A 17,855-nucleotide genomic window follows, 5' to 3' on the forward strand; every position below is an offset into this window, starting at 1 on the left:
AGATTACTTAAAGTTGCGGCTGTCCTTAATTTGATCCCAAGCCCAAACAACTTCTTGTAATTGTTCTTCCTGCGATCGATCGCCGCCGTTCATATCTGGATGCAGAACTTTGATTAGCTTTTTATAGGCTTTGCGGACTTCGGCTTTGGTCCAGCTGTCGTTTGCGTCCAGTATCTCTATTGCACGGCGTTCGGTTGGGGGCAGCCGGCGGCCGCCTCCACCGGCGGTACGCCCAGGATTTTTTGTCGCATTTGCACCTAAAACCTGATGCGGGTCTTCAATGCCCAACCGGGCCCAAGCGCGTGCTTCGGGGTCTCCCATTGGCTTGGTTTCGCGCTCCCACACTTTGTCCTTTGATCGCTGAGCATTCAACTCAGCCTCGGTTGTGCCGTCAAAGAAGTTCCACTTTTGGTTATATTCACGCACATGCTGTTGGCAGAACCAATAGAAATCATCCAGAACATCCGGCGCCTTGGGTGCACGAAACTTTCCCGCCTCTTCGCATCCCTCGTGATCGCAGATTCGGGTTGAAGTCTCGGACGCACCCGACATGCCCCGACGCCCGCGCGGTTTCTTTTTCTTAGCGCTGGATACGGACATATCGAATCCAAACGGGTCTGATTTTTCCATTGGCCTGCTCCTGAGAACGCGTCTTTTCGACTCGGAGGCAGCAGTTTAACGTAAGGGCCAGAGAGTAGAAGAGGGAAGCGGCAAAATTTTTTGCTGCCAAGCAAAAAAATGAGCATTACTGACGAAATTCGCGCTCGCTTACAGGCGACTTTTGACCCAAGCGAGCTGGATGTGATCGATGACAGTGAAAGCCACAGAGGCCACGCAGGGTTTCGAGAAGGTGGCGAGAGCCATTTCAATGTCCGCATTCGCTCTGAGGCGTTTCAAGGTCAATCACGTGTCGCCCGTCATCGAGCCGTACACGCCGCGCTCGGGGACGTGGTTCCGCGCATTCATGCGCTGGCCTTGGACATCGATGTTTGAGAGGCTGGGTGAGAAACTCAATCGGAAAGGCGACGAACTGCATTAATCCAGTCGCTTGTACATAAAAGTTGTTGGTTCCAGCCTGTCGTCAAATGGATTTCGGCAATAATCCGGCACTTCTCCGGCGATTTCAAATCCCATGGTCTGGTAAAGCATGCGCGAAGGATCTGAACTGCGCGTGTCGAGAACCAACAGGGTTCTTTTCAATTCGGATGCTCGCTTTATCAGTGCCGTCATTAATGACCGCCCCACTCCTCTACGTCTTGCGTTGGGATTCACCAACAATTTGGCCACATCTGCGCGGTGTGTTTGATTAGGCATTCCGGCCGGGATCAACTGTACCGTGCCGACGATTCCGCCGCCATCATAGGCAACAAAAAGATCCAGCGATTTTCTCACTAGGCCAGGTCGAACAGTGGCTTCCCAATATGTTCTGGCGTCATCCTGTGAAAACGGTAGAACGAACCCAATGCTTGCTCCGGTATGAACACACCCGTGCAGAATTTCAGTCAGATCATCCAACGCGGCGTCGAAAGACTTTTCAAAGAGCTGTGTAATCATATCAATACCATCATGTATCTAGCGCCTCTGGAGGCGTTTGTTTCAAACTTCGTCGGGCCGGACAGGTGGTAGCGCAGACAATCTCCGGCACCGAGTTCATGGGCGATGCCATCAACATTCAAAATCAAGAATCCATCCAGAACTATCAGATGGTGCTCTTGCCCTGGTTTCGGAGGTGCATCGTAAGCAATAACCGTTTCGGGTGGTAAGTGACATTCCAGAACCTCGCCGCTTAGCCCAGTTGCTGGCGGCGAAACCGACTTGCGGGTGAACCCCGTCTCGGGGTCTCGCCATTCAGGCTGCTTGTCAAAAGGCACGCGCGGGGCAAAGCTGTCTTCAACCATCATTAGCAATCGGGACATTGGCAGTTCAAATACTGCGCACAGTCTTCCCAGAGTTTCAGCGGTCGGACTGACATCGCCCTTTTCCATGCGCGACAATGTAGCTCGGCTGATATCGCTAAGTGCGGCGAGTTGCTCGAGTGACCAGCCACGTGATTTGCGTAATTCGCCAAGCCGTGAGGCCAATCTATTAGAAAGTGAATCTTGCATATCTCAATAATGGGAATCATGTTCGTATTTGAGATTATTGATTAAAAATAATAAATATACAACAAAAAAGGGTGCAGAAAACTGCACCCTAATAGTACTGATAACTACTTTTGGTTCATTTCCAACCAACTTCGTTGAAAATCTTCTGAGCTTCGGGGATGTTCTTTGCAACATCTGACAAGCTTACTTCATCAGCTTTGAACTCGCCCATTTGTTTGACTGAGTCCGCAAGTTCAACGCTCGCGACGGCCGGAAATTCATCATTCCCAGCCGAAAAGTATTGCTGTGCCTGATCACTTGCGAGGTATTCCAGAAAAAGGACCGCATTATCTTTATTCGGAGCATTTGCAGCCACACCTGCGCCGGACAAATTCATGTGCGCGCCATAGCTGTCCTGATTTGGAAACACGAAGCCGATCATATCGCGATCAGCTGATAGCCCCTTAACGTCTTTGCGGATCGCGCGCGCGAAATAGTAAGTATTCGACACTGCAATTTCGCATTCGCCCGAGACTATGCCACGCAACTGATCGGTGTCTCCGCCTTGCGGTTTACGTGCCATGTTGGCAACAATGCCTTCGGCCCAGGATTTTGCAGCCTCTTGTCCTTCATGCGTAATTATCGAAGCAAGCAGCGTCTGGTTGTACGTGTTGCTGGAGGACCTAATGCAGACCAGCCCCTTGTATTCTGGTTTCGCCAGATCGGCATATGTGGTCGGGGGGTTCGACACGTTTTCTTTGTCAAAGAAAATGATACGGCCGCGTTGAGAAAATCCGAACCACTGGTTGTCGTTGTCCTGTAGATTTGCAGGGATGCGGTCTTCCAGAACCGAACTTTCAACGGATTGTAGAACGCCAGCATTCTTGGCCCGTTCCAACCGTGATGTGTCCACAGTCAACAATATATCAGCAGGCGAGTTTGCTCCTTCGGCCTCCATCCGGGCGATCAGTTCATCTGCCTTGCCTTCTATACGGTTGATAGTGACTCCTGTGGCCTCTTCAAAGTCTGTGTAGAGACGTTCGTCGGTGTCGTAGTGGCGCGACGAATACAGGTTTAATTCGCCCTCGGCAAAGGCTGAGGCAGCGATCAAAGTCACCAAAGTTGCCGCGGCGCAGGTTGAGGATTTCAGCATAATCTATCCCGATATTGAAAGGTGTCACGGGCAATAACCCGACTGATTTAGTCAATTAAACGATTCTGGGTGGGATGCAAGTAATTCTGACAAAAATACTAAGTCAAAGACCCAAGCCTATTTTTGCGGCTTGGCGGAAGAAATCTACCACCTCAAGCATGAGCTGAGAAATCAGAAACGCCCTCGGCTAGCCATGCGCCGAGGGCCTTACAAGCATCGGGAACTTTAAGCCATAACCCTAAATGCGGAGCGAATAGCGGCTCTCATAGCTTCCCGAGTTTCGGTTTCTTGTAAGTCCGGCCCGGCCATCACCAACTTGGAGCCGGGCGTAGTTGGAAGGCCTAACTTGTTGTTCACAACCGACAGGCCCGAGTGAAGCGATGACCGACCCAGCATCCCAACTGCAATTCCAGCTTCCACTGCAGCAATGACACCCGACACACTTTGGCTGGAATATACAACGCGGTAGGGCTTTCCCCGGCTGTTCAGAGAGTTGATCGCTGAGTCGCGCCACCAACAGGCGTGGTCAAACAAGGCAACCGGCAAGTTTTCTTCGGTTTGGAAATCGCGGGCTGCTGACGCCACCCAGCATGTAGGATCTTCAAAAAGAATCTCTTCGTGGTTACCCGGCTGTTCCACTTCATAAATCGCGAGGTCGAACAAACCCTTTTCAAGTGCCTCTGGGAAACCAGTACTTAAGGCACAGGTCACCTCTAACTCGACCCTTGGGTGTAAGCGGCTGAACGCGGCGATGATCTCCGAAAGTTTTGCTCTGCCATGGTCATCAGGGATCGCCAGTCGCAATTTGCCTGCAATGGTATTTTGGGACATGTCCTGCAAGGCTGCGTCCAGACGCGCGGTTACTTCCTGCGCAACGGGTAACAATCGATGGCCCGTGTCGCTTAGAACAATACCGCGACCATGTCTTTCAAAAACAGGTTGCCCGAGAATGGTTTCGAGCCGCTTGACCTGAAGAGAAGTGGCGGATTGGGATCTGTGAATCCGCACCGCGCCCTCTGTAACGCTGCCAGACTCTGCCACTGCAATGAAGGTGCGAAGCAGATCGCTGTCCAAGTTTTGCATTCGAAATTCCTATAGGAGAGATTTATACTATTTGTTTCACCAATGTCAGATCAACCACTAGGTTTCAAGGTCAGAGGAGTATCCCATGACCGATCAGACAGTTATCAGCCAACGATCAGGCAGGAAGTTTTTGATATGGAGCTTGTGCCTATTGGCGACGATTGGTGCTGGTTTTGCTTGGCCCGAACATGCCGTGAGCGTCGTCAAGTTCGTAATCTGGGGATTGCTAGCAGTCGCCCCAATCGTCATTCCTGGCATATTCGTTGCGGCTTGGATCATTGCCAGCGGCGCGGATGCGCACATTGCAGGCGCTTTCGAGGGAAGAACCCTGAAGACAGTTGTTGCAGCTTCGTTTATCGGAGCTATCACGCCGGTTTGTGGTGTTACCGTCTTGCCGCTTATGGCCGGGTTGTTAGCTGCAGGTGTTCCGCTTGCACCAATCATGGCGTTTTGGTTGTCATCTCCGATCACTGATCCAGCCATGCTTGCAACGACAGCCGCAACCCTTGGCTTTAGTTTTGCTGTCGGCAAAACAGTGGCTGCTTTTGGGTTGGGTTTATTCGGTGGTGCAGTGACCGGATTGTTCGCCCAGACGTCTTGGGCGCTGAATGCTTTGCGGGATAATGGTTTGGCACGCCAACTTAGCGTCGGCAGATGTGGCGACGATACAACTTTCGACCCCTGGATCTGGAATACCGAAGCGCGTCGACGGTCCTTCGCCGCTCAATTCTGGGCCACATCCCGACTTATCCTGATCTGCTTAGTTCCGGCATTCGCCGCCGAGTATGCATTGAACGCCGCTTTAACCCCCGGAGTTTTAGCTGCTTACGTCGGAGAGGATCAATGGTGGGCTGTACCTGCCGCAGTGTTTGTCGGCGCGCCAGCTTATATCGATGGATATGCGGCTTTGCCGCTCACGCGTGGATTGATTGAAAACGGGATGTCCGAAGGCGCGGCAATGGCCTTTTTGATCTCAGGTGGTGTCGTGAGTATCTGGGGCGCAATGGCTATCGCCCCTGTGCTAAAGTTGAAACCGTTTCTTTTATACCTGCTGCTTGCGGTTCTGGGCTCTGTCGCAGCAGGATATTTATTTGGATGGATGGTCTGAATTCATTTTGATACGGCAGCCAATCGTTCAAGGAAGACTGCGTAATCAGATCCTCAATGTTCGTTGGCCAGAACAAAAAAAACCGCGCTTGGATGCGCGGTTTTTTGTTCTGTGATTTGTTCTCAGCCTTGGCGCGCTTTGAACTTACGCTGCGTCTTGTTGATCACGTAGACGCGGCCTTTGCGACGCACAACCCGGCAGTCACGGTGCCGATTCTTGAGCGAGCGGAGCGAGTTCTTGACCTTCATGGCCTGTCTCCAATCTGCGGCGCCTTCATCAAGGACGTGGCCAGCGCCTGGGTTAGCGGGTGTCCCGAGTCAGACCCGAAACAGTGAACACAATGGTGGGCGGTACAAGGATCGAACTTGTGACCCCTTCGATGTCAACGAAGTGCTCTACCGCTGAGCTAACCGCCCACGAACCATAGCGAGACTGCCCCATAACGAAATGGGGCGCGGAACCCCGCGCCGGTAGCGGGGTCTATAAAAGGAGTCGTTAGGGGGATCAAGGGGTTTGGAAGAACTATTTTCCGGTCTATGTTCAACGCGAAGAAGGAGAGACTATGCCGACCGAAGCTTACAATTTGGTTATGCCGGAGAAACTGAGTTCATGCGCAGTTTTTGCATCCCCGCATAGTGGTCGGGACTATCCTGCGGCGTTTCTGGACCGCTCGGTTCTGAATTATAAAACGATTCGATCGTCAGAAGATGCGTTTGTTGATCAACTGTTCGACAGCGCCCCCCGGCATGGTGCACCGTTTCTTACGGCTGCAATGCCACGCGCTTATCTGGATTTGAACAGAAATGCGGACGAGCTGGACCCGGCTTTGATACAAGGGGCCCGGAGGCAGGGGCACAATCCCCGGGTCGCATCGGGTCTGGGCGTGATTCCCCGCGTGGTTGCCAACGGTCGTGTGATTTACAATGGAAAAATCACTATGGATGAGGCGCGTTTGCGCATCGATAATTATTGGCGACCGTATCATGCGTGTCTCAAATCTCTGCTATCAGAGGCGCATCAAAAATTTGGGCAAGCCATACTTATCGACTGTCATTCAATGCCGCATGAAGCCGTAGCAATTTCAGGTACAGGGCAGTCCAAACGACCCGAGATTGTTCTGGGGGATCGGTTTGGAGCCTCGGCGTCGGGGGCAATCGTGGACCAGATCGAGTCCGCTTTTGCGTCCGCCGGATTGAATGTTGCGCGAAACACACCTTTTGCCGGAGCCTATGTGACTCAGACCTACGGGCGCCCGGGGCGACACCAGCACGCGATTCAGGTCGAAATTGATCGTTCATTGTACATGGATGAGGAACGGATCGAGCCTAACCAAAACTTTCACGCGTTCCGAACTTTAATGGATTTAGTAATTTCTGAAATTGCCAGTATCGGTTCAGAACCTGCGCGGTTGGCCGCAGAATAATTTTCAACGTAACGCGCGGCCTTTTACAATAGCATCAGTGCCGAACCTTTTTCGGATTTCATCGGTTGCTCGTTCGGCCTGCGATCTGCGGGCCGCGCCAGGGTCAAGCAAATCGCCTGAAATGTCTGCCTGATCCTCAGGGCACAGATCAGAAAGGCCACAACCCAATAAACGATACGGGCCTTGGTCACCAACTTGATCAAACAAGCCGCGCGCAGTTCGATAAATGCGATCTGCAATTTGCGTTGGATCGCGCAATGAAACACGCCGCGTTATCAGCTTGTGGTTTGCTTGCTTTAGTTTCAATGTCACCACACGCCCTGCCAATCCTTTGGCCTTAGCCCTGTCAGCAACCTTTTCAGACATACGCCATATATGACCGTCCAAAATTTCGATACTGGCCGTGTCTTCAAAAAACGTCGTCTCATTACTGATGGATTTCATTAGTTCGTGGGCCGAGACACGGCGCTTATCTTGACCGCGAGCCAAATGCCATAAACGGTATCCCATGGACCCAAACCGAGCTGTTAACGCTTCCTGATCCCAACGCAAAAGGTCGGAAAAGGTGCGAATTCCCACACGATCCAACGACTCTTGCGCCGCCGGACCTATGCCCCAAATCAAGCGCACGGGCTTATCGTGTAAGAAATCAGCCGTTTCAGCCTTGCCAATAATTGAGAACCCCCGGGGTTTGTCCAGATCAGACGCGACCTTTGCCAAGAACTTGTTATGTGACAGGCCAATAGATCCGGTTACTCCGAGCTCTTCTTTCATGCGTTTAACAAGTCGTGCCAACATCACCGCTGGCGGCGCCCCGTGCAGGCGCTCTGTACCGGAAAGGTCTAGAAACGCCTCGTCCAGAGACAGCGGCTCGACGAACGGTGTCAACTCATCCATCATCTTGCGGATTTCGCGGGAAACTTCGGCATAGGCTGACATTCGCGGTTTTATGACCACTGCATCTGGGCAAACTTGAAGCGCTTTGAACATGGGCATAGCAGAACGCACACCCCGAATCCGAGCCACATAGCATGCGGTCGACACCACTCCGCGTTTTCCGCCCCCGATAATAACCGGTTTGTCTGCCAGCTCCGGGTTGTCTCGTTTCTCGACCGAGGCATAAAAAGCATCGCAATCCATATGCGCAATGGATAAGTCAAATAGCTCGGGATGAGTTTTGACGCGAGGGCTGCCGCAGGAAGGGCAACGGCGTTCCTCAGCTAGTAAAGTCAGGCAATCTCGGCAAATTCCGGGCATAAAAGTCCCCACGCGGTCCACGAATGGGCAGGGCGTTTCTTATAGCACCGTTTCCGGACGATCAAAGGGCCATCGTTTGAGTTAGTCTTTGTGAAAGAAGACCCCCCGCGACTTTGCGGGGGGAGGTAACGAACCTCAGGAAGAACTGGTTCGTTGGGGGAGTGTCTCACCCCTAAATTCGCCGATAAGACTTGTTTTCGATAGAACGAAGGCGCGCGGCAATAAACTCGCTTTTTGAATGTGTGTTTTCAGGCACAGAGACGATTTGGTACAGAACCAATGAATATTGACGTAAGGTCAAGCCGTTGCAATCGAAACCTGAGGTTATTTCAGCCCGAATCCCTGGACAGTTCAGTGCCGTGTCAAGGAATTTAACTCGTTCAGAACCGCTTCGGCCGCAGATTTTGGGTCCTCTGCCTGATAGATCGGACGGCCTATAACGATGTGATCAGCGCCATCACTAATCGCAGTTGCAGGAGTGGCCACGCGTTTCTGATCTCCAAGTGATGTTCCGGCGGGTCTTACGCCGGGCGTAACGATCACGCGATTTTTGGCCTGAGGCAGTGCTCGGATCAGGGCGGCCTCTTGTGGGCTGGCAATTACGCCATCGGCGCCGGCCTCTAACGCTTTCGCCGCCCGTTCAACGACAAGCTCTCGCACGTCGCCTGGTTTGATCAGACTGGCATCCAGATCTTCGCGGTTCAGTGAAGTCAGGATTGTGACGGCGAGGATCTTCAAATCTTTTCCCGAGGTGCCTTCCTTTGCAGCACGGACAACATGAGGGTCGCCGTGAACGGTAAGGAAGTCCAAATCAAACTGTGCCAACCCGCGTACTGCGTTTTCGACTGTGTTGCCGATGTCGAACAGCTTCATGTCCAGAAAGATACGCTTGCCATGATCCTGCTTCAGTTCGTTGGCCAATGCCAATCCGCCGCCTGTCAGCATCCCCAGTCCGATTTTGTAGAATGATACACTGTCGCCCAAGCGTTCAGCCATAGCCAGCCCTTGCAGGGCATTCGGGACATCAAGGGCTACGATCAGGCGGTCATCTGACATTGCGTTCGGGCTCCTATTTGGCAAACGTCTGCGTCCTAGCTGTTTCGGGCGCTCGTGTCCATGCGTGACCAATCAAAGGAACAACTGTCCAGAACTAGCGTCTGTGTTATGTTGCGAGACATGTAAATTGGAATAAAGAAAGCAATAACATGAAAAAGCTATTGGTTCTGGGGGCGACTGTTGCTTTGACGGCCTGCGATGACTCTGCACCGAGCGATGAGGCCGTCGCAGCCCCGCCTGAGCCAACTTCAGACGACTTGATGTTGGTACGCGGCTATCGGTCGACGGACGACCAATGCCAACTGACTGGGGAAACCTCGTTTACTGTAAATTTTCTGGATGATGCAGCTGATCTTGTGTCTTGCCCTTCGGGTAGCGAAGCGGCGCAGTCGCTGGTGGCTGCGTACAACGCGCGGCAGGTGGCAGAAACCGGTGGCTACACTGTCTACACGGTGCCACGTCGCTGATTGGATCAGTACTTTGGTCCGGTGTACAAATGACCTCGGCGGATAATCACGATCGCGTTGATGGCGATAAGGGCGATACTCGTCAGTTCCAAAATCCAATTCATCCGAATGGATTGAATTTCAGTGTTCAAAAACTCATCAAAATGATGGAATCCCGCCGCGCGTATCAGGATAAAACAAATCAGAATAATCAAACCGATCAAGGCAAGGCCAACGGCCCGCAGATGCTGTCTTAGCGCCCAAAGGCTAAAGATGGCGATGTTAAAACCGGTCAACACAATGGCTACAATAAAGATGAACTGAACAGCGCGCCGTTCTTCGTACCAGCCTTGCATCTGTGATAGGCATCGGCCACCAGCCGTCAAGGCAGATTGAAGATCTAGCTGTTTGTTTATCATTAACCCAAACAATACAATGCCCAGCGTTGCCCAAAACACGCGAACAGTACCTTCAGGATGTCGAGGGCTCGCCACAAGACACAACACTGCTGTGAGGCCATAGGCGGCGACAGTCACCCATCCCAGCACGCTGGGATCACCAATGACGGGGGACCAGTCATCAGCAATGCATGCCCCAAGATTGTCGGTTACGCTCATGCTATCTTTGGATCAGTGCCGCCACTGCAGCGCTGCGACATTAATTTGCAAAAGATCATATGCTCGTATTTGCCCCATGTTTCCATCTCAACTTAGCGATCCGGGGATAATGACGAAAGAGGTCTTGATTCCCTACCGTTATTTACCAAATTGAACTTGAGGCCCATATCGACGCGTGCCGCCAAGCGGGCGCAGCTAACAGGGCGCTTGATAAAAGGAGAATGGAATGGACTTGAATAAGTTCACCGAGCGGGCACGGGGATTCGTGCAAGCAGCGCAGACAATAGCGCTGCGCGAGGGGCACCAGAGATTGGCACCCGAACATATTTTGAAAGCATTGATGGATGACGATCAGGGGCTGGCGAGCAATCTGATCACACGCGCGGGCGGCGCGCCCACGCGGGTGGTTGAGGCGCTAGACGCTGCTATGGCAAAGATCCCCCAGGTCAGTGGCGACGCAGGCCAGATTTACATGGATGGGCAAACCGCCAAAGTGTTGGACGAGGCTGAGAAAATCGCCATCAAAGCGGGTGACAGCTTTGTGCCCGTTGAACGCGTTTTGATGGCGCTTTGCATGGTGAAGTCCAAGGCGAAGGACGCGTTGGAAGCCGGTGCCGTATCTGCCCAGAAACTGAACGAGGCGATTAACGATATTCGAAAGGGACGTACCGCGGACTCGGCGTCGGCAGAGGAAGGCTATGACGCCCTCAAGAAATATGCACGCGACCTGACCGAAGCCGCAGCCGAAGGCAAGATCGACCCAATCATCGGACGCGACGAAGAAATTCGCCGCTCGATGCAGGTTCTGTCGCGCCGCACCAAAAACAACCCGGTTCTTATCGGTGAACCTGGTGTCGGTAAAACTGCGATCGCAGAAGGTATGGCCTTGCGTATCGTCAACGGTGATGTTCCTGAGTCTCTTAAGGACAAAAAGTTGCTTGCGCTCGACATGGGCGCGTTGATCGCTGGCGCGAAATACCGCGGTGAGTTTGAAGAACGCCTAAAGGCAGTTCTGACTGAAGTGACCGAGGCGGCGGGTGAGATTATCCTGTTCATCGACGAAATGCACACTTTGGTGGGCGCCGGGAAATCCGACGGCGCGATGGATGCCGCCAACCTGATTAAGCCCGCATTAGCTCGGGGTGAGTTGCACTGTATCGGCGCAACCACGCTGGATGAGTATCGGAAATACGTTGAAAAAGACGCGGCACTCGCACGTCGGTTCCAACCCGTAATGGTACAGGAGCCGACCGTCGAGGACACAATCAGCATTCTTCGTGGTATCAAGGAAAAATACGAACTGCACCACGGCGTACGCGTTTCAGACTCGGCTTTGGTTTCGGCCGCGACGCTGTCCCATCGCTATATCACGGACCGCTTCTTGCCAGACAAAGCCATCGACCTTGTTGATGAGGCAGCGTCGCGTCTGCGGATGGAGGTTGACTCCAAGCCAGAGGAACTTGACCAACTGGATAGGCAGATTCTGCAGATGCAGATCGAGGAAGAGGCGCTGAAGCTAGAAGATGACGCTGCTTCGAAGGATCGTTTGGATACTTTGCAAAAAGATCTGGCTGATCTGCAGGAACAATCCGCGGAGATGACAGCTCAGTGGCAGGCTGAACGTGACAAGCTGGCCGGTGCCCGCGATCTGAAAGAGCAGCTCGAAAAGGCGCGGGCAGATCTGGAGATTGCAAAGCGTGAAGGCAACCTCGCCAAGGCGGGTGAGCTGTCTTATGGAGTCATCCCCGAGCTTGAGAAAAAGCTGACCGAGGCAGAGAATGCCGAAAGCAACGCCATGATGGCCGAAGAAACCGTGCGTCCTGAACAGATCGCCTCGGTGGTCGAGCGCTGGACAGGTATCCCTACCTCGAAAATGCTGGAAGGCGAGCGCGAGAAGCTGCTGCGGATGGAAGATGATCTGCATTCCCGCGTGATCGGTCAGGACGCGGCGGTAACTGCTGTTGCCAACGCCGTGCGCCGCGCTCGTGCTGGTTTGAACGACGAGAACCGCCCGCTGGGTTCGTTCCTGTTCCTTGGTCCGACTGGCGTGGGCAAAACTGAACTGACCAAGGCTGTAGCGAACTTTCTATTCGACGACGACAACGCGATGGTGCGAATCGACATGTCCGAGTTCATGGAAAAGCACGCCGTCGCCCGCCTGATCGGGGCCCCTCCGGGCTATGTCGGCTATGACGAAGGCGGAGTGCTGACCGAAGCCGTGCGGCGCAGGCCATATCAGGTTGTGCTGTTTGATGAGGTGGAAAAGGCGCACCCGGATGTGTTCAACGTTCTATTGCAGGTTCTGGACGATGGGGTTCTTACCGATGGTCAAGGCCGCACTGTCGACTTTAAGCAGACGCTGATCATCCTGACGTCGAACCTTGGGTCTCAGGCACTCAGTCAGCTGCCCGAAGGCGCGGACAGTGCGCAGGCAAGGCGCGACGTGATGGATGCTGTCCGGGCGCATTTCCGGCCGGAGTTCCTGAACCGTCTGGACGAAACGATCATCTTTGACCGACTTAAGCGGGCTGATATGGATGGCATCGTCGATATCCAGATGGCACGCCTGCAGAAACGTCTGGCCGCCCGCAAGATCGAACTGGCATTGGATGATAGTGCCAAGGAATGGCTGGCCAATGAAGGGTATGATCCGGTCTTTGGCGCTCGTCCTTTGAAACGCGTTATTCAGCGCGCCTTGCAGAACCCGCTGGCAGAAGCTTTGCTGGCCGGTGAGATCAAGGATGGAGAAACCGTTCCCGTGACAGCCGGAGCAGAAGGCCTAATTATCGGTGACAGGTTGGGTACATCTGATCGCCCACGTCCCGATGATGCAGTCGTGCATTAATTTTGAAACACTTAGCATCAAGAGACCCGTCTATTAGGCGGGTCTTTTTTATGACTGCATGCTAATGATCGCGGAACTCTCGGCTTTTGCGCAAAGCTCGCAATTCTTCAGGGAACATTTTGGGGCCGGTTTTGGTTACAGGTGGTGGGGTGGAGGCCCGATCAAGTTGCGCATTCGCTTTTGAGGCCGCTATAGCCAAATCCTCGCACAGTTTCTGGTATCCCAAAACCCCTCCTGCGCACTGCAGGCTATACGTCCAGACGCCAATCAACATGATAGCGACCGACAGACCAATCAGAGACCAGACAAGCCGTACGGCCGCAGTGCCATAGATCATATTTCGAACTTCCACTGCGTCAGCCGACAAGGTCTCGGTCGTTCCTGATAGAAACAGCAATGTGATCAGGATTGCGTAAAGGGTGGTGGACCCAACATAGCTAAGAACGGTCAACCCAAAAAGTTCTCCGAACGAAGCTCTGAAGTGTCGAAAAGGCGTGTAAGTCAGACCGTCAGGGTCTCTCCCGATTGAAGCGGATGCAATAGGCACGAGCATGCTGGCGCGAAACGAGCAAGCAGACAGGAAAACTGCTACAACAACCGCAACGGCAGGGATCGCCAAAGAAGGCTCCAAGAACCTAAGCGCGACATCCTTGAATGCATCAAGTTGAAAGATTTCGGAAGACGTCAGCAATAATGGGATGGCAAGCATTAGCGCAAGAATCAATGTCATGCCTGCGCTTTGTACAGCACCGTAAATGACGGCGGGAATTACCAATGTCCGAATACGATTACTGGGTTTCACATTCATGGATTGAAGGCCAAACCTGGCGCCGAGAAGAATTGGCAGGGCGCTTGCAGAAGCAATTATCAGAAAAGCCAGAAAAATTGCCGATGTTGGGAATAGAATGCTTATCAGCAGCTCCAAAATCGTGCCGACAATTACGTAAAGCACCAACCCAATCAGCATGAAAGGCAGTGCGATAACAAGCCGCCAGAATATAGACAACGATAAAGGAATGGCTTGAGACAAGAACATCGAAATTTACTGAATACAACTTTTAGGTGTTTTTCTAATAATGAGATCCCGATAAACGTGCCAGTTGTTTTGAATGGCATGCATCAGAGCGACCAAGTTATGTGTTTTTTGGGAGCCGGTTTTCCGTTCTGACGCAATCGGAAGCCTTATTTGGACCCGAAAAATAGGCTTTACGTTACAATCTCGTCTCTCAATCGTTATGAGTGTTGTCTTTGCCCTGTGCTAAGAGGGGATTAACTCATGTCGTAATTGGGTTGTTCAAGGAGGCCTGAATGGCGCATCGCTGGTCTAACAAACTTACACATGCCGACGTTACACCGCGGGCGGCTTTTCTGAACCGACGGCAGGTAATCGCTGGGCTGGGAGGTTTGGGATTAACGGGTTTGGCAAAGCCCGGCGCGGCTCAAGAAGGGTTGGAGCCGAATACTTGGGAAGAAATCACATCCTATAATAATTTCTATGAATTTGGGACGCGCAAAGATGACCCAGCCAAATATGCGGGTGCGTTGACGACTGAACCCTGGGCTATCGAAATCGACGGGATGGTGGAACGTCCCGGCGAATATGACTTTAAAGATGTGATGGCCGAAATGACGGTTGAAGAGCGAATCTACAGATTTCGTTGTGTTGAAGCGTGGTCAATGGTCATTCCCTGGAATGGGTTCGAACTGGCCGATCTTTTGAACATGGCAGGCGTTCAGGAAGGAGCAAAATACGTGGCGTTCGAAACCGCGTTGCGTCCCGACGAAATGCCAGGTGTTCAATTCCCAGTATTGGATTGGCCCTATCGTGAAGGGTTGAGGCTGGACGAAGCGATGCACCCTCTGACGATAATAGCCACAGGTATATACGACCGTCCGATCCCAAATCAAAACGGCGCACCGTTGAGGTTAGTGGTACCGTGGAAATATGGCTTCAAATCGATAAAGTCGATTGTTCGTATTACCCTGACGGAAGAGGAGCCACCTACGAGTTGGAATATGGCGATCCCAGGTGAATATGGGTTCTATAGCAATGTGAATCCCAATGTAGATCACCCGCGCTGGTCGCAAGCATCCGAACGCCGGATCGGTGGTGGACTTTTCGCGAAGCGTGAACCAACGCTTATGTTCAATGGTTACGAAGAAGAGGTCGCCGATCTGTATGACGGTATGGATCTTGCGAAAAACTATTGAAGTCATGCGGGCCCTAAGTCAGATCCTTCGCCGCGTTCCAGTTTGGGTCGTTTATGTGCTGGGCTTATTGCCGGCCCCTTGGTTGTTTTACCTCGGTCTTACCGGAGGCTTGGGTGTAGAACCGATCGAGGCGCTTGAGCACAGGTACGGAGAACTTGCACTTCAACTATTGATCATTGGGCTGGCGATTACGCCGCTGCACCGACAATTCCGCCTGAATCTCATCAAGTTTCGCCGTGCAATTGGCGTATTAACTTTCACATATGTCAGCTTGCACCTGCTGGTCTGGCTTGTGCTGGATGTGCAGGTGCCTAGTGAGATTTGGGCTGATATTCTCAAGCGCCCATACATCACGGTCGGCATGGCGGCGTTTGCGCTGATGGTACCGCTGGCACTCACTTCAAATGATTGGTCAGTTCGCAGGCTTGGAATCCGCTGGCGCAAAGTTCACAAGCTCGTTTATCCCGTGGCGATCTTAGGTGCGCTTCATTACGTAATGCTGGCAAAAGGGTTCCAGATCGAGCCTTTGATATACTTAGTGGTTATTTTGGCTCTTTTAGCGTTACGCCTACCGTTCTCGGGCATGTTTCAACGATCTCGTCAGGCCGACATTAGGTGATTTGACCTGAGTCTGTGGGTAACTCTGTACATAAGTCTCTTTCCAGAATTACCTAAGCAATTTTCGTCAGTGAAATTTGAGAATTAATCATTTAACTAACTGTTTTTAAACAATGTTTTACCGAAGTGGGATTTTTTTTGAACTTTTGTCTTTTTCTTCTTGCGGAAGTATTGAGTTGGGCTTAGAAGGCGCTTCACCGGGTCTTTATGGGTTTGGTGACGGGCTGGAGAGTTGGCTGGACGCATCGGAGAGACGGTGGGCATCTGAGGTAAGGGATTGGGCGGTTGCGCTGATTTATTGGCGTGATGGTCTTGTTTTTTGGTCTTGGTTGTTTGTTCTTTGACATTATTGGATAACTGAAGAGATATGTGGGCGGTTTGGTTCGTATCGACGGATTGGATGTCTGTATATCGCGCTGGTAGGGGTTTATCTCCGATGACCAGTGTCAGCTTCACTGTTTGAGTGGTTCACTGATTTCTTAGGAGATCTGTGTACATCAAACAGATGACTCTTGATTGTTTCTTCGCCTAGCCGGGTGAGGGGTATTGCTTAAACGTGCTCAAGTAGCCGAATAGGCGGTAGTACAATCAAGGATGTGCAGAGGTTCGAACGTCAAGGACAGGTTAGCAATAGCCTTTCAACTTGAGAGTTTGATCCTGGCTCAGAACGAACGCTGGCGGCAGGCCTAACACATGCAAGTCGAGCGCGCCTTTCGGGGTGAGCGGCGGACGGGTTAGTAACGCGTGGGAATATGCCCAAAGGTACGGAATAGCCTCTGGAAACGGAGAGTAATACCGTATGTGCCCTTCGGGGGAAAGATTTATCGCCTTTGGATTAGCCCGCGTTAGATTAGGTAGTTGGTGGGGTAATGGCCTACCAAGCCTACGATCTATAGCTGGTTTTAGAGGATGATCAGCAACACTGGGACTGAGACACGGCCCAGACTCCTACGGGAGGCAGCAGTGGGGAATCTTGGACAATGGGGGCAACCCTGATCCAGCCATGCCGCGTGAGTGAAGAAGGCCCTAGGGTCGTAAAGCTCTTTCGCCTGTGAAGATAATGACGGTAGCAGGTAAAGAAACCCCGGCTAACTCCGTGCCAGCAGCCGCGGTAATACGGAGGGGGTTAGCGTTGTTCGGAATTACTGGGCGTAAAGCGCACGTAGGCGGATCGGAAAGTTGGGGGTGAAATCCCGGGGCTCAACCCCGGAACTGCCTCCAAAACTATCGGTCTAGAGTTCGAGAGAGGTGAGTGGAATTCCGAGTGTAGAGGTGAAATTCGTAGATATTCGGAGGAACACCAGTGGCGAAGGCGGCTCACTGGCTCGATACTGACGCTGAGGTGCGAAAGTGTGGGGAGCAAACAGGATTAGATACCCTGGTAGTCCACACCGTAAACGATGAATGCCAGACGTCGGCAGGCATGCCTGTCGGTGTCACACCTAACGGATTAAGCATTCCGCCTGGGGAGTACGGTCGCAAGATTAAAACTCAAAGGAATTGACGGGGGCCCGCACAAGCGGTGGAGCATGTGGTTTAATTCGAAGCAACGCGCAGAACCTTACCAACCCTTGACATCCCGGGACCGGTCCAGAGATGGGCCTTTCACTTCGGTGACTCGGTGACAGGTGCTGCATGGCTGTCGTCAGCTCGTGTCGTGAGATGTTCGGTTAAGTCCGGCAACGAGCGCAACCCACATCCCTAGTTGCCAGCAGTTCGGCTGGGCACTCTATGGAAACTGCCCGTGATAAGCGGGAGGAAGGTGTGGATGACGTCAAGTCCTCATGGCCCTTACGGGTTGGGCTACACACGTGCTACAATGGCAGTGACAATGGGTTAATCCCCAAAAACTGTCTCAGTTCGGATTGGGGTCTGCAACTCGACCCCATGAAGTCGGAATCGCTAGTAATCGCGTAACAGCATGACGCGGTGAATACGTTCCCGGGCCTTGTAC

18 protein-coding genes, 1 tRNA gene and 1 rRNA gene are annotated in these 17,855 nt (G+C 52.5%); 8 read left to right on the plus strand and 12 right to left on the minus strand.

All coding sequences use genetic code 11. The annotated features are described in order from the left end of the window. Window positions 1-3 precede the first annotated feature (3 nt). Complete coding sequence (locus tag AC2FNE_RS12680) at window positions 4-630, minus strand: J domain-containing protein (RefSeq protein WP_170476705.1); 627 nt, start codon at window positions 628-630, stop codon at window positions 4-6. Between the two features lie 108 nt (window positions 631-738). Here AC2FNE_RS12680 and AC2FNE_RS12685 point away from each other — a divergent pair, with 108 nt between their 5' ends. After that, a complete protein-coding gene (locus tag AC2FNE_RS12685) occupies window positions 739-993 on the plus strand; it encodes a BolA family protein (protein ID WP_170476707.1) in 255 nt (84 codons plus the stop codon). Window positions 994-1,035: 42 nt separating this feature from the next. On the opposite strand, the gene AC2FNE_RS12690 is transcribed toward AC2FNE_RS12685, so the two are convergent. The 4 genes from AC2FNE_RS12690 to AC2FNE_RS12705 all read right to left on the minus strand — a co-directional run bounded on the left by AC2FNE_RS12690 (window position 1,036) and on the right by AC2FNE_RS12705 (window position 4,320). Beyond that, window positions 1,036-1,554 (minus strand): GNAT family N-acetyltransferase, encoded by a 519-nt coding sequence (locus tag AC2FNE_RS12690; RefSeq protein WP_170608618.1) that lies wholly within the window; start codon window positions 1,552-1,554, stop codon window positions 1,036-1,038. Then, window positions 1,551-2,105: a helix-turn-helix domain-containing protein gene (locus AC2FNE_RS12695; RefSeq protein ID WP_170608616.1), complete on the minus strand. Its 555-nt coding sequence runs from the start codon at window positions 2,103-2,105 to the stop codon at window positions 1,551-1,553. Before AC2FNE_RS12695 ends, AC2FNE_RS12690 begins: the two co-directional genes overlap by 4 nt. A gap of 115 nt (window positions 2,106-2,220) precedes the next feature. Further along, a complete protein-coding gene (locus AC2FNE_RS12700; RefSeq protein WP_170476712.1) occupies window positions 2,221-3,237 on the minus strand; it encodes an extracellular solute-binding protein in 1,017 nt (338 codons plus the stop codon). 225 nt (window positions 3,238-3,462) lie between these two features. Beyond that, complete coding sequence (locus tag AC2FNE_RS12705) at window positions 3,463-4,320, minus strand: LysR substrate-binding domain-containing protein (protein ID WP_170608614.1); 858 nt, start codon at window positions 4,318-4,320, stop codon at window positions 3,463-3,465. A gap of 85 nt (window positions 4,321-4,405) precedes the next feature. Between AC2FNE_RS12705 and AC2FNE_RS12710 the strand changes: the two genes are divergently transcribed. Beyond that, on the plus strand, window positions 4,406-5,428 hold the full coding sequence (locus tag AC2FNE_RS12710; protein WP_170608612.1) for a permease: 1,023 nt from the start codon (window positions 4,406-4,408) through the stop codon (window positions 5,426-5,428). Between the two features lie 122 nt (window positions 5,429-5,550). Here AC2FNE_RS12710 and ykgO read toward each other — a convergent pair whose 3' ends face one another. Together ykgO and AC2FNE_RS12720 are read right to left on the minus strand one after the other, a co-directional pair. After that, window positions 5,551-5,676 (minus strand): type B 50S ribosomal protein L36, encoded by a 126-nt coding sequence (gene ykgO, locus AC2FNE_RS12715; protein WP_005648635.1) that lies wholly within the window; start codon window positions 5,674-5,676, stop codon window positions 5,551-5,553. Between the two features lie 93 nt (window positions 5,677-5,769). Further along, window positions 5,770-5,844 (minus strand) — tRNA-Val (locus AC2FNE_RS12720). 146 nt (window positions 5,845-5,990) lie between these two features. On the opposite strand from AC2FNE_RS12720, the gene AC2FNE_RS12725 reads away from it, so the two are divergent. Then, window positions 5,991-6,851 carry an N-formylglutamate amidohydrolase gene (locus tag AC2FNE_RS12725; protein ID WP_170608611.1) on the plus strand — a complete coding sequence of 287 codons (861 nt, stop codon included), beginning with the start codon at window positions 5,991-5,993 and terminating at the stop codon, window positions 6,849-6,851. 3 nt (window positions 6,852-6,854) lie between these two features. On the opposite strand, the gene AC2FNE_RS12730 is transcribed toward AC2FNE_RS12725, so the two are convergent. Further along, window positions 6,855-8,108 carry a DNA polymerase IV gene (locus tag AC2FNE_RS12730; protein WP_496805501.1) on the minus strand — a complete coding sequence of 418 codons (1,254 nt, stop codon included), beginning with the start codon at window positions 8,106-8,108 and terminating at the stop codon, window positions 6,855-6,857. A 351-nt stretch (window positions 8,109-8,459) separates the two neighbouring features. Continuing rightward, a complete protein-coding gene (gene pyrF / locus AC2FNE_RS12735; protein ID WP_170608609.1) occupies window positions 8,460-9,164 on the minus strand; it encodes an orotidine-5'-phosphate decarboxylase in 705 nt (234 codons plus the stop codon). Between the two features lie 149 nt (window positions 9,165-9,313). Here pyrF and AC2FNE_RS12740 point away from each other — a divergent pair, with 149 nt between their 5' ends. After that, a complete protein-coding gene (locus tag AC2FNE_RS12740; RefSeq protein WP_496805502.1) occupies window positions 9,314-9,631 on the plus strand; it encodes a hypothetical protein in 318 nt (105 codons plus the stop codon). 5 nt (window positions 9,632-9,636) lie between these two features. On the opposite strand, the gene AC2FNE_RS12745 is transcribed toward AC2FNE_RS12740, so the two are convergent. Further along, window positions 9,637-10,227, minus strand: a complete 591-nt coding sequence (locus tag AC2FNE_RS12745) for an isopropylmalate isomerase (protein WP_170608606.1) — start codon at window positions 10,225-10,227, stop codon at window positions 9,637-9,639. A gap of 226 nt (window positions 10,228-10,453) precedes the next feature. On the opposite strand from AC2FNE_RS12745, the gene clpB reads away from it, so the two are divergent. Continuing rightward, the gene (gene clpB, locus AC2FNE_RS12750; RefSeq protein WP_170608603.1) at window positions 10,454-13,072 is read left to right on the plus strand and encodes an ATP-dependent chaperone ClpB; all 2,619 of its coding nucleotides are present in this window, start codon (window positions 10,454-10,456) and stop codon (window positions 13,070-13,072) included. A gap of 61 nt (window positions 13,073-13,133) precedes the next feature. Here the strand turns inward: clpB and AC2FNE_RS12755 are convergent, their stop codons facing one another. Continuing rightward, window positions 13,134-14,108 (minus strand): hypothetical protein, encoded by a 975-nt coding sequence (locus tag AC2FNE_RS12755; protein WP_496805503.1) that lies wholly within the window; start codon window positions 14,106-14,108, stop codon window positions 13,134-13,136. Window positions 14,109-14,380: 272 nt separating this feature from the next. Between AC2FNE_RS12755 and msrP the strand changes: the two genes are divergently transcribed. Together msrP and msrQ are read left to right on the plus strand one after the other, a co-directional pair. Then, on the plus strand, window positions 14,381-15,283 hold the full coding sequence (gene msrP / locus AC2FNE_RS12760) for a protein-methionine-sulfoxide reductase catalytic subunit MsrP (protein WP_170608599.1): 903 nt from the start codon (window positions 14,381-14,383) through the stop codon (window positions 15,281-15,283). A 4-nt stretch (window positions 15,284-15,287) separates the two neighbouring features. Further along, window positions 15,288-15,902 (plus strand): protein-methionine-sulfoxide reductase heme-binding subunit MsrQ, encoded by a 615-nt coding sequence (gene msrQ, locus AC2FNE_RS12765; RefSeq protein WP_170608597.1) that lies wholly within the window; start codon window positions 15,288-15,290, stop codon window positions 15,900-15,902. Between the two features lie 95 nt (window positions 15,903-15,997). Here the strand turns inward: msrQ and AC2FNE_RS12770 are convergent, their stop codons facing one another. After that, window positions 15,998-16,357 carry a hypothetical protein gene (locus tag AC2FNE_RS12770; protein ID WP_496773618.1) on the minus strand — a complete coding sequence of 120 codons (360 nt, stop codon included), beginning with the start codon at window positions 16,355-16,357 and terminating at the stop codon, window positions 15,998-16,000. 183 nt (window positions 16,358-16,540) lie between these two features. Here AC2FNE_RS12770 and AC2FNE_RS12775 point away from each other — a divergent pair. Continuing rightward, a 16S ribosomal RNA gene (locus tag AC2FNE_RS12775) occupies window positions 16,541-17,855 on the plus strand; the annotation flags it as partial.

The organism is Ruegeria sp. YKSD179, from assembly GCF_059612885.1.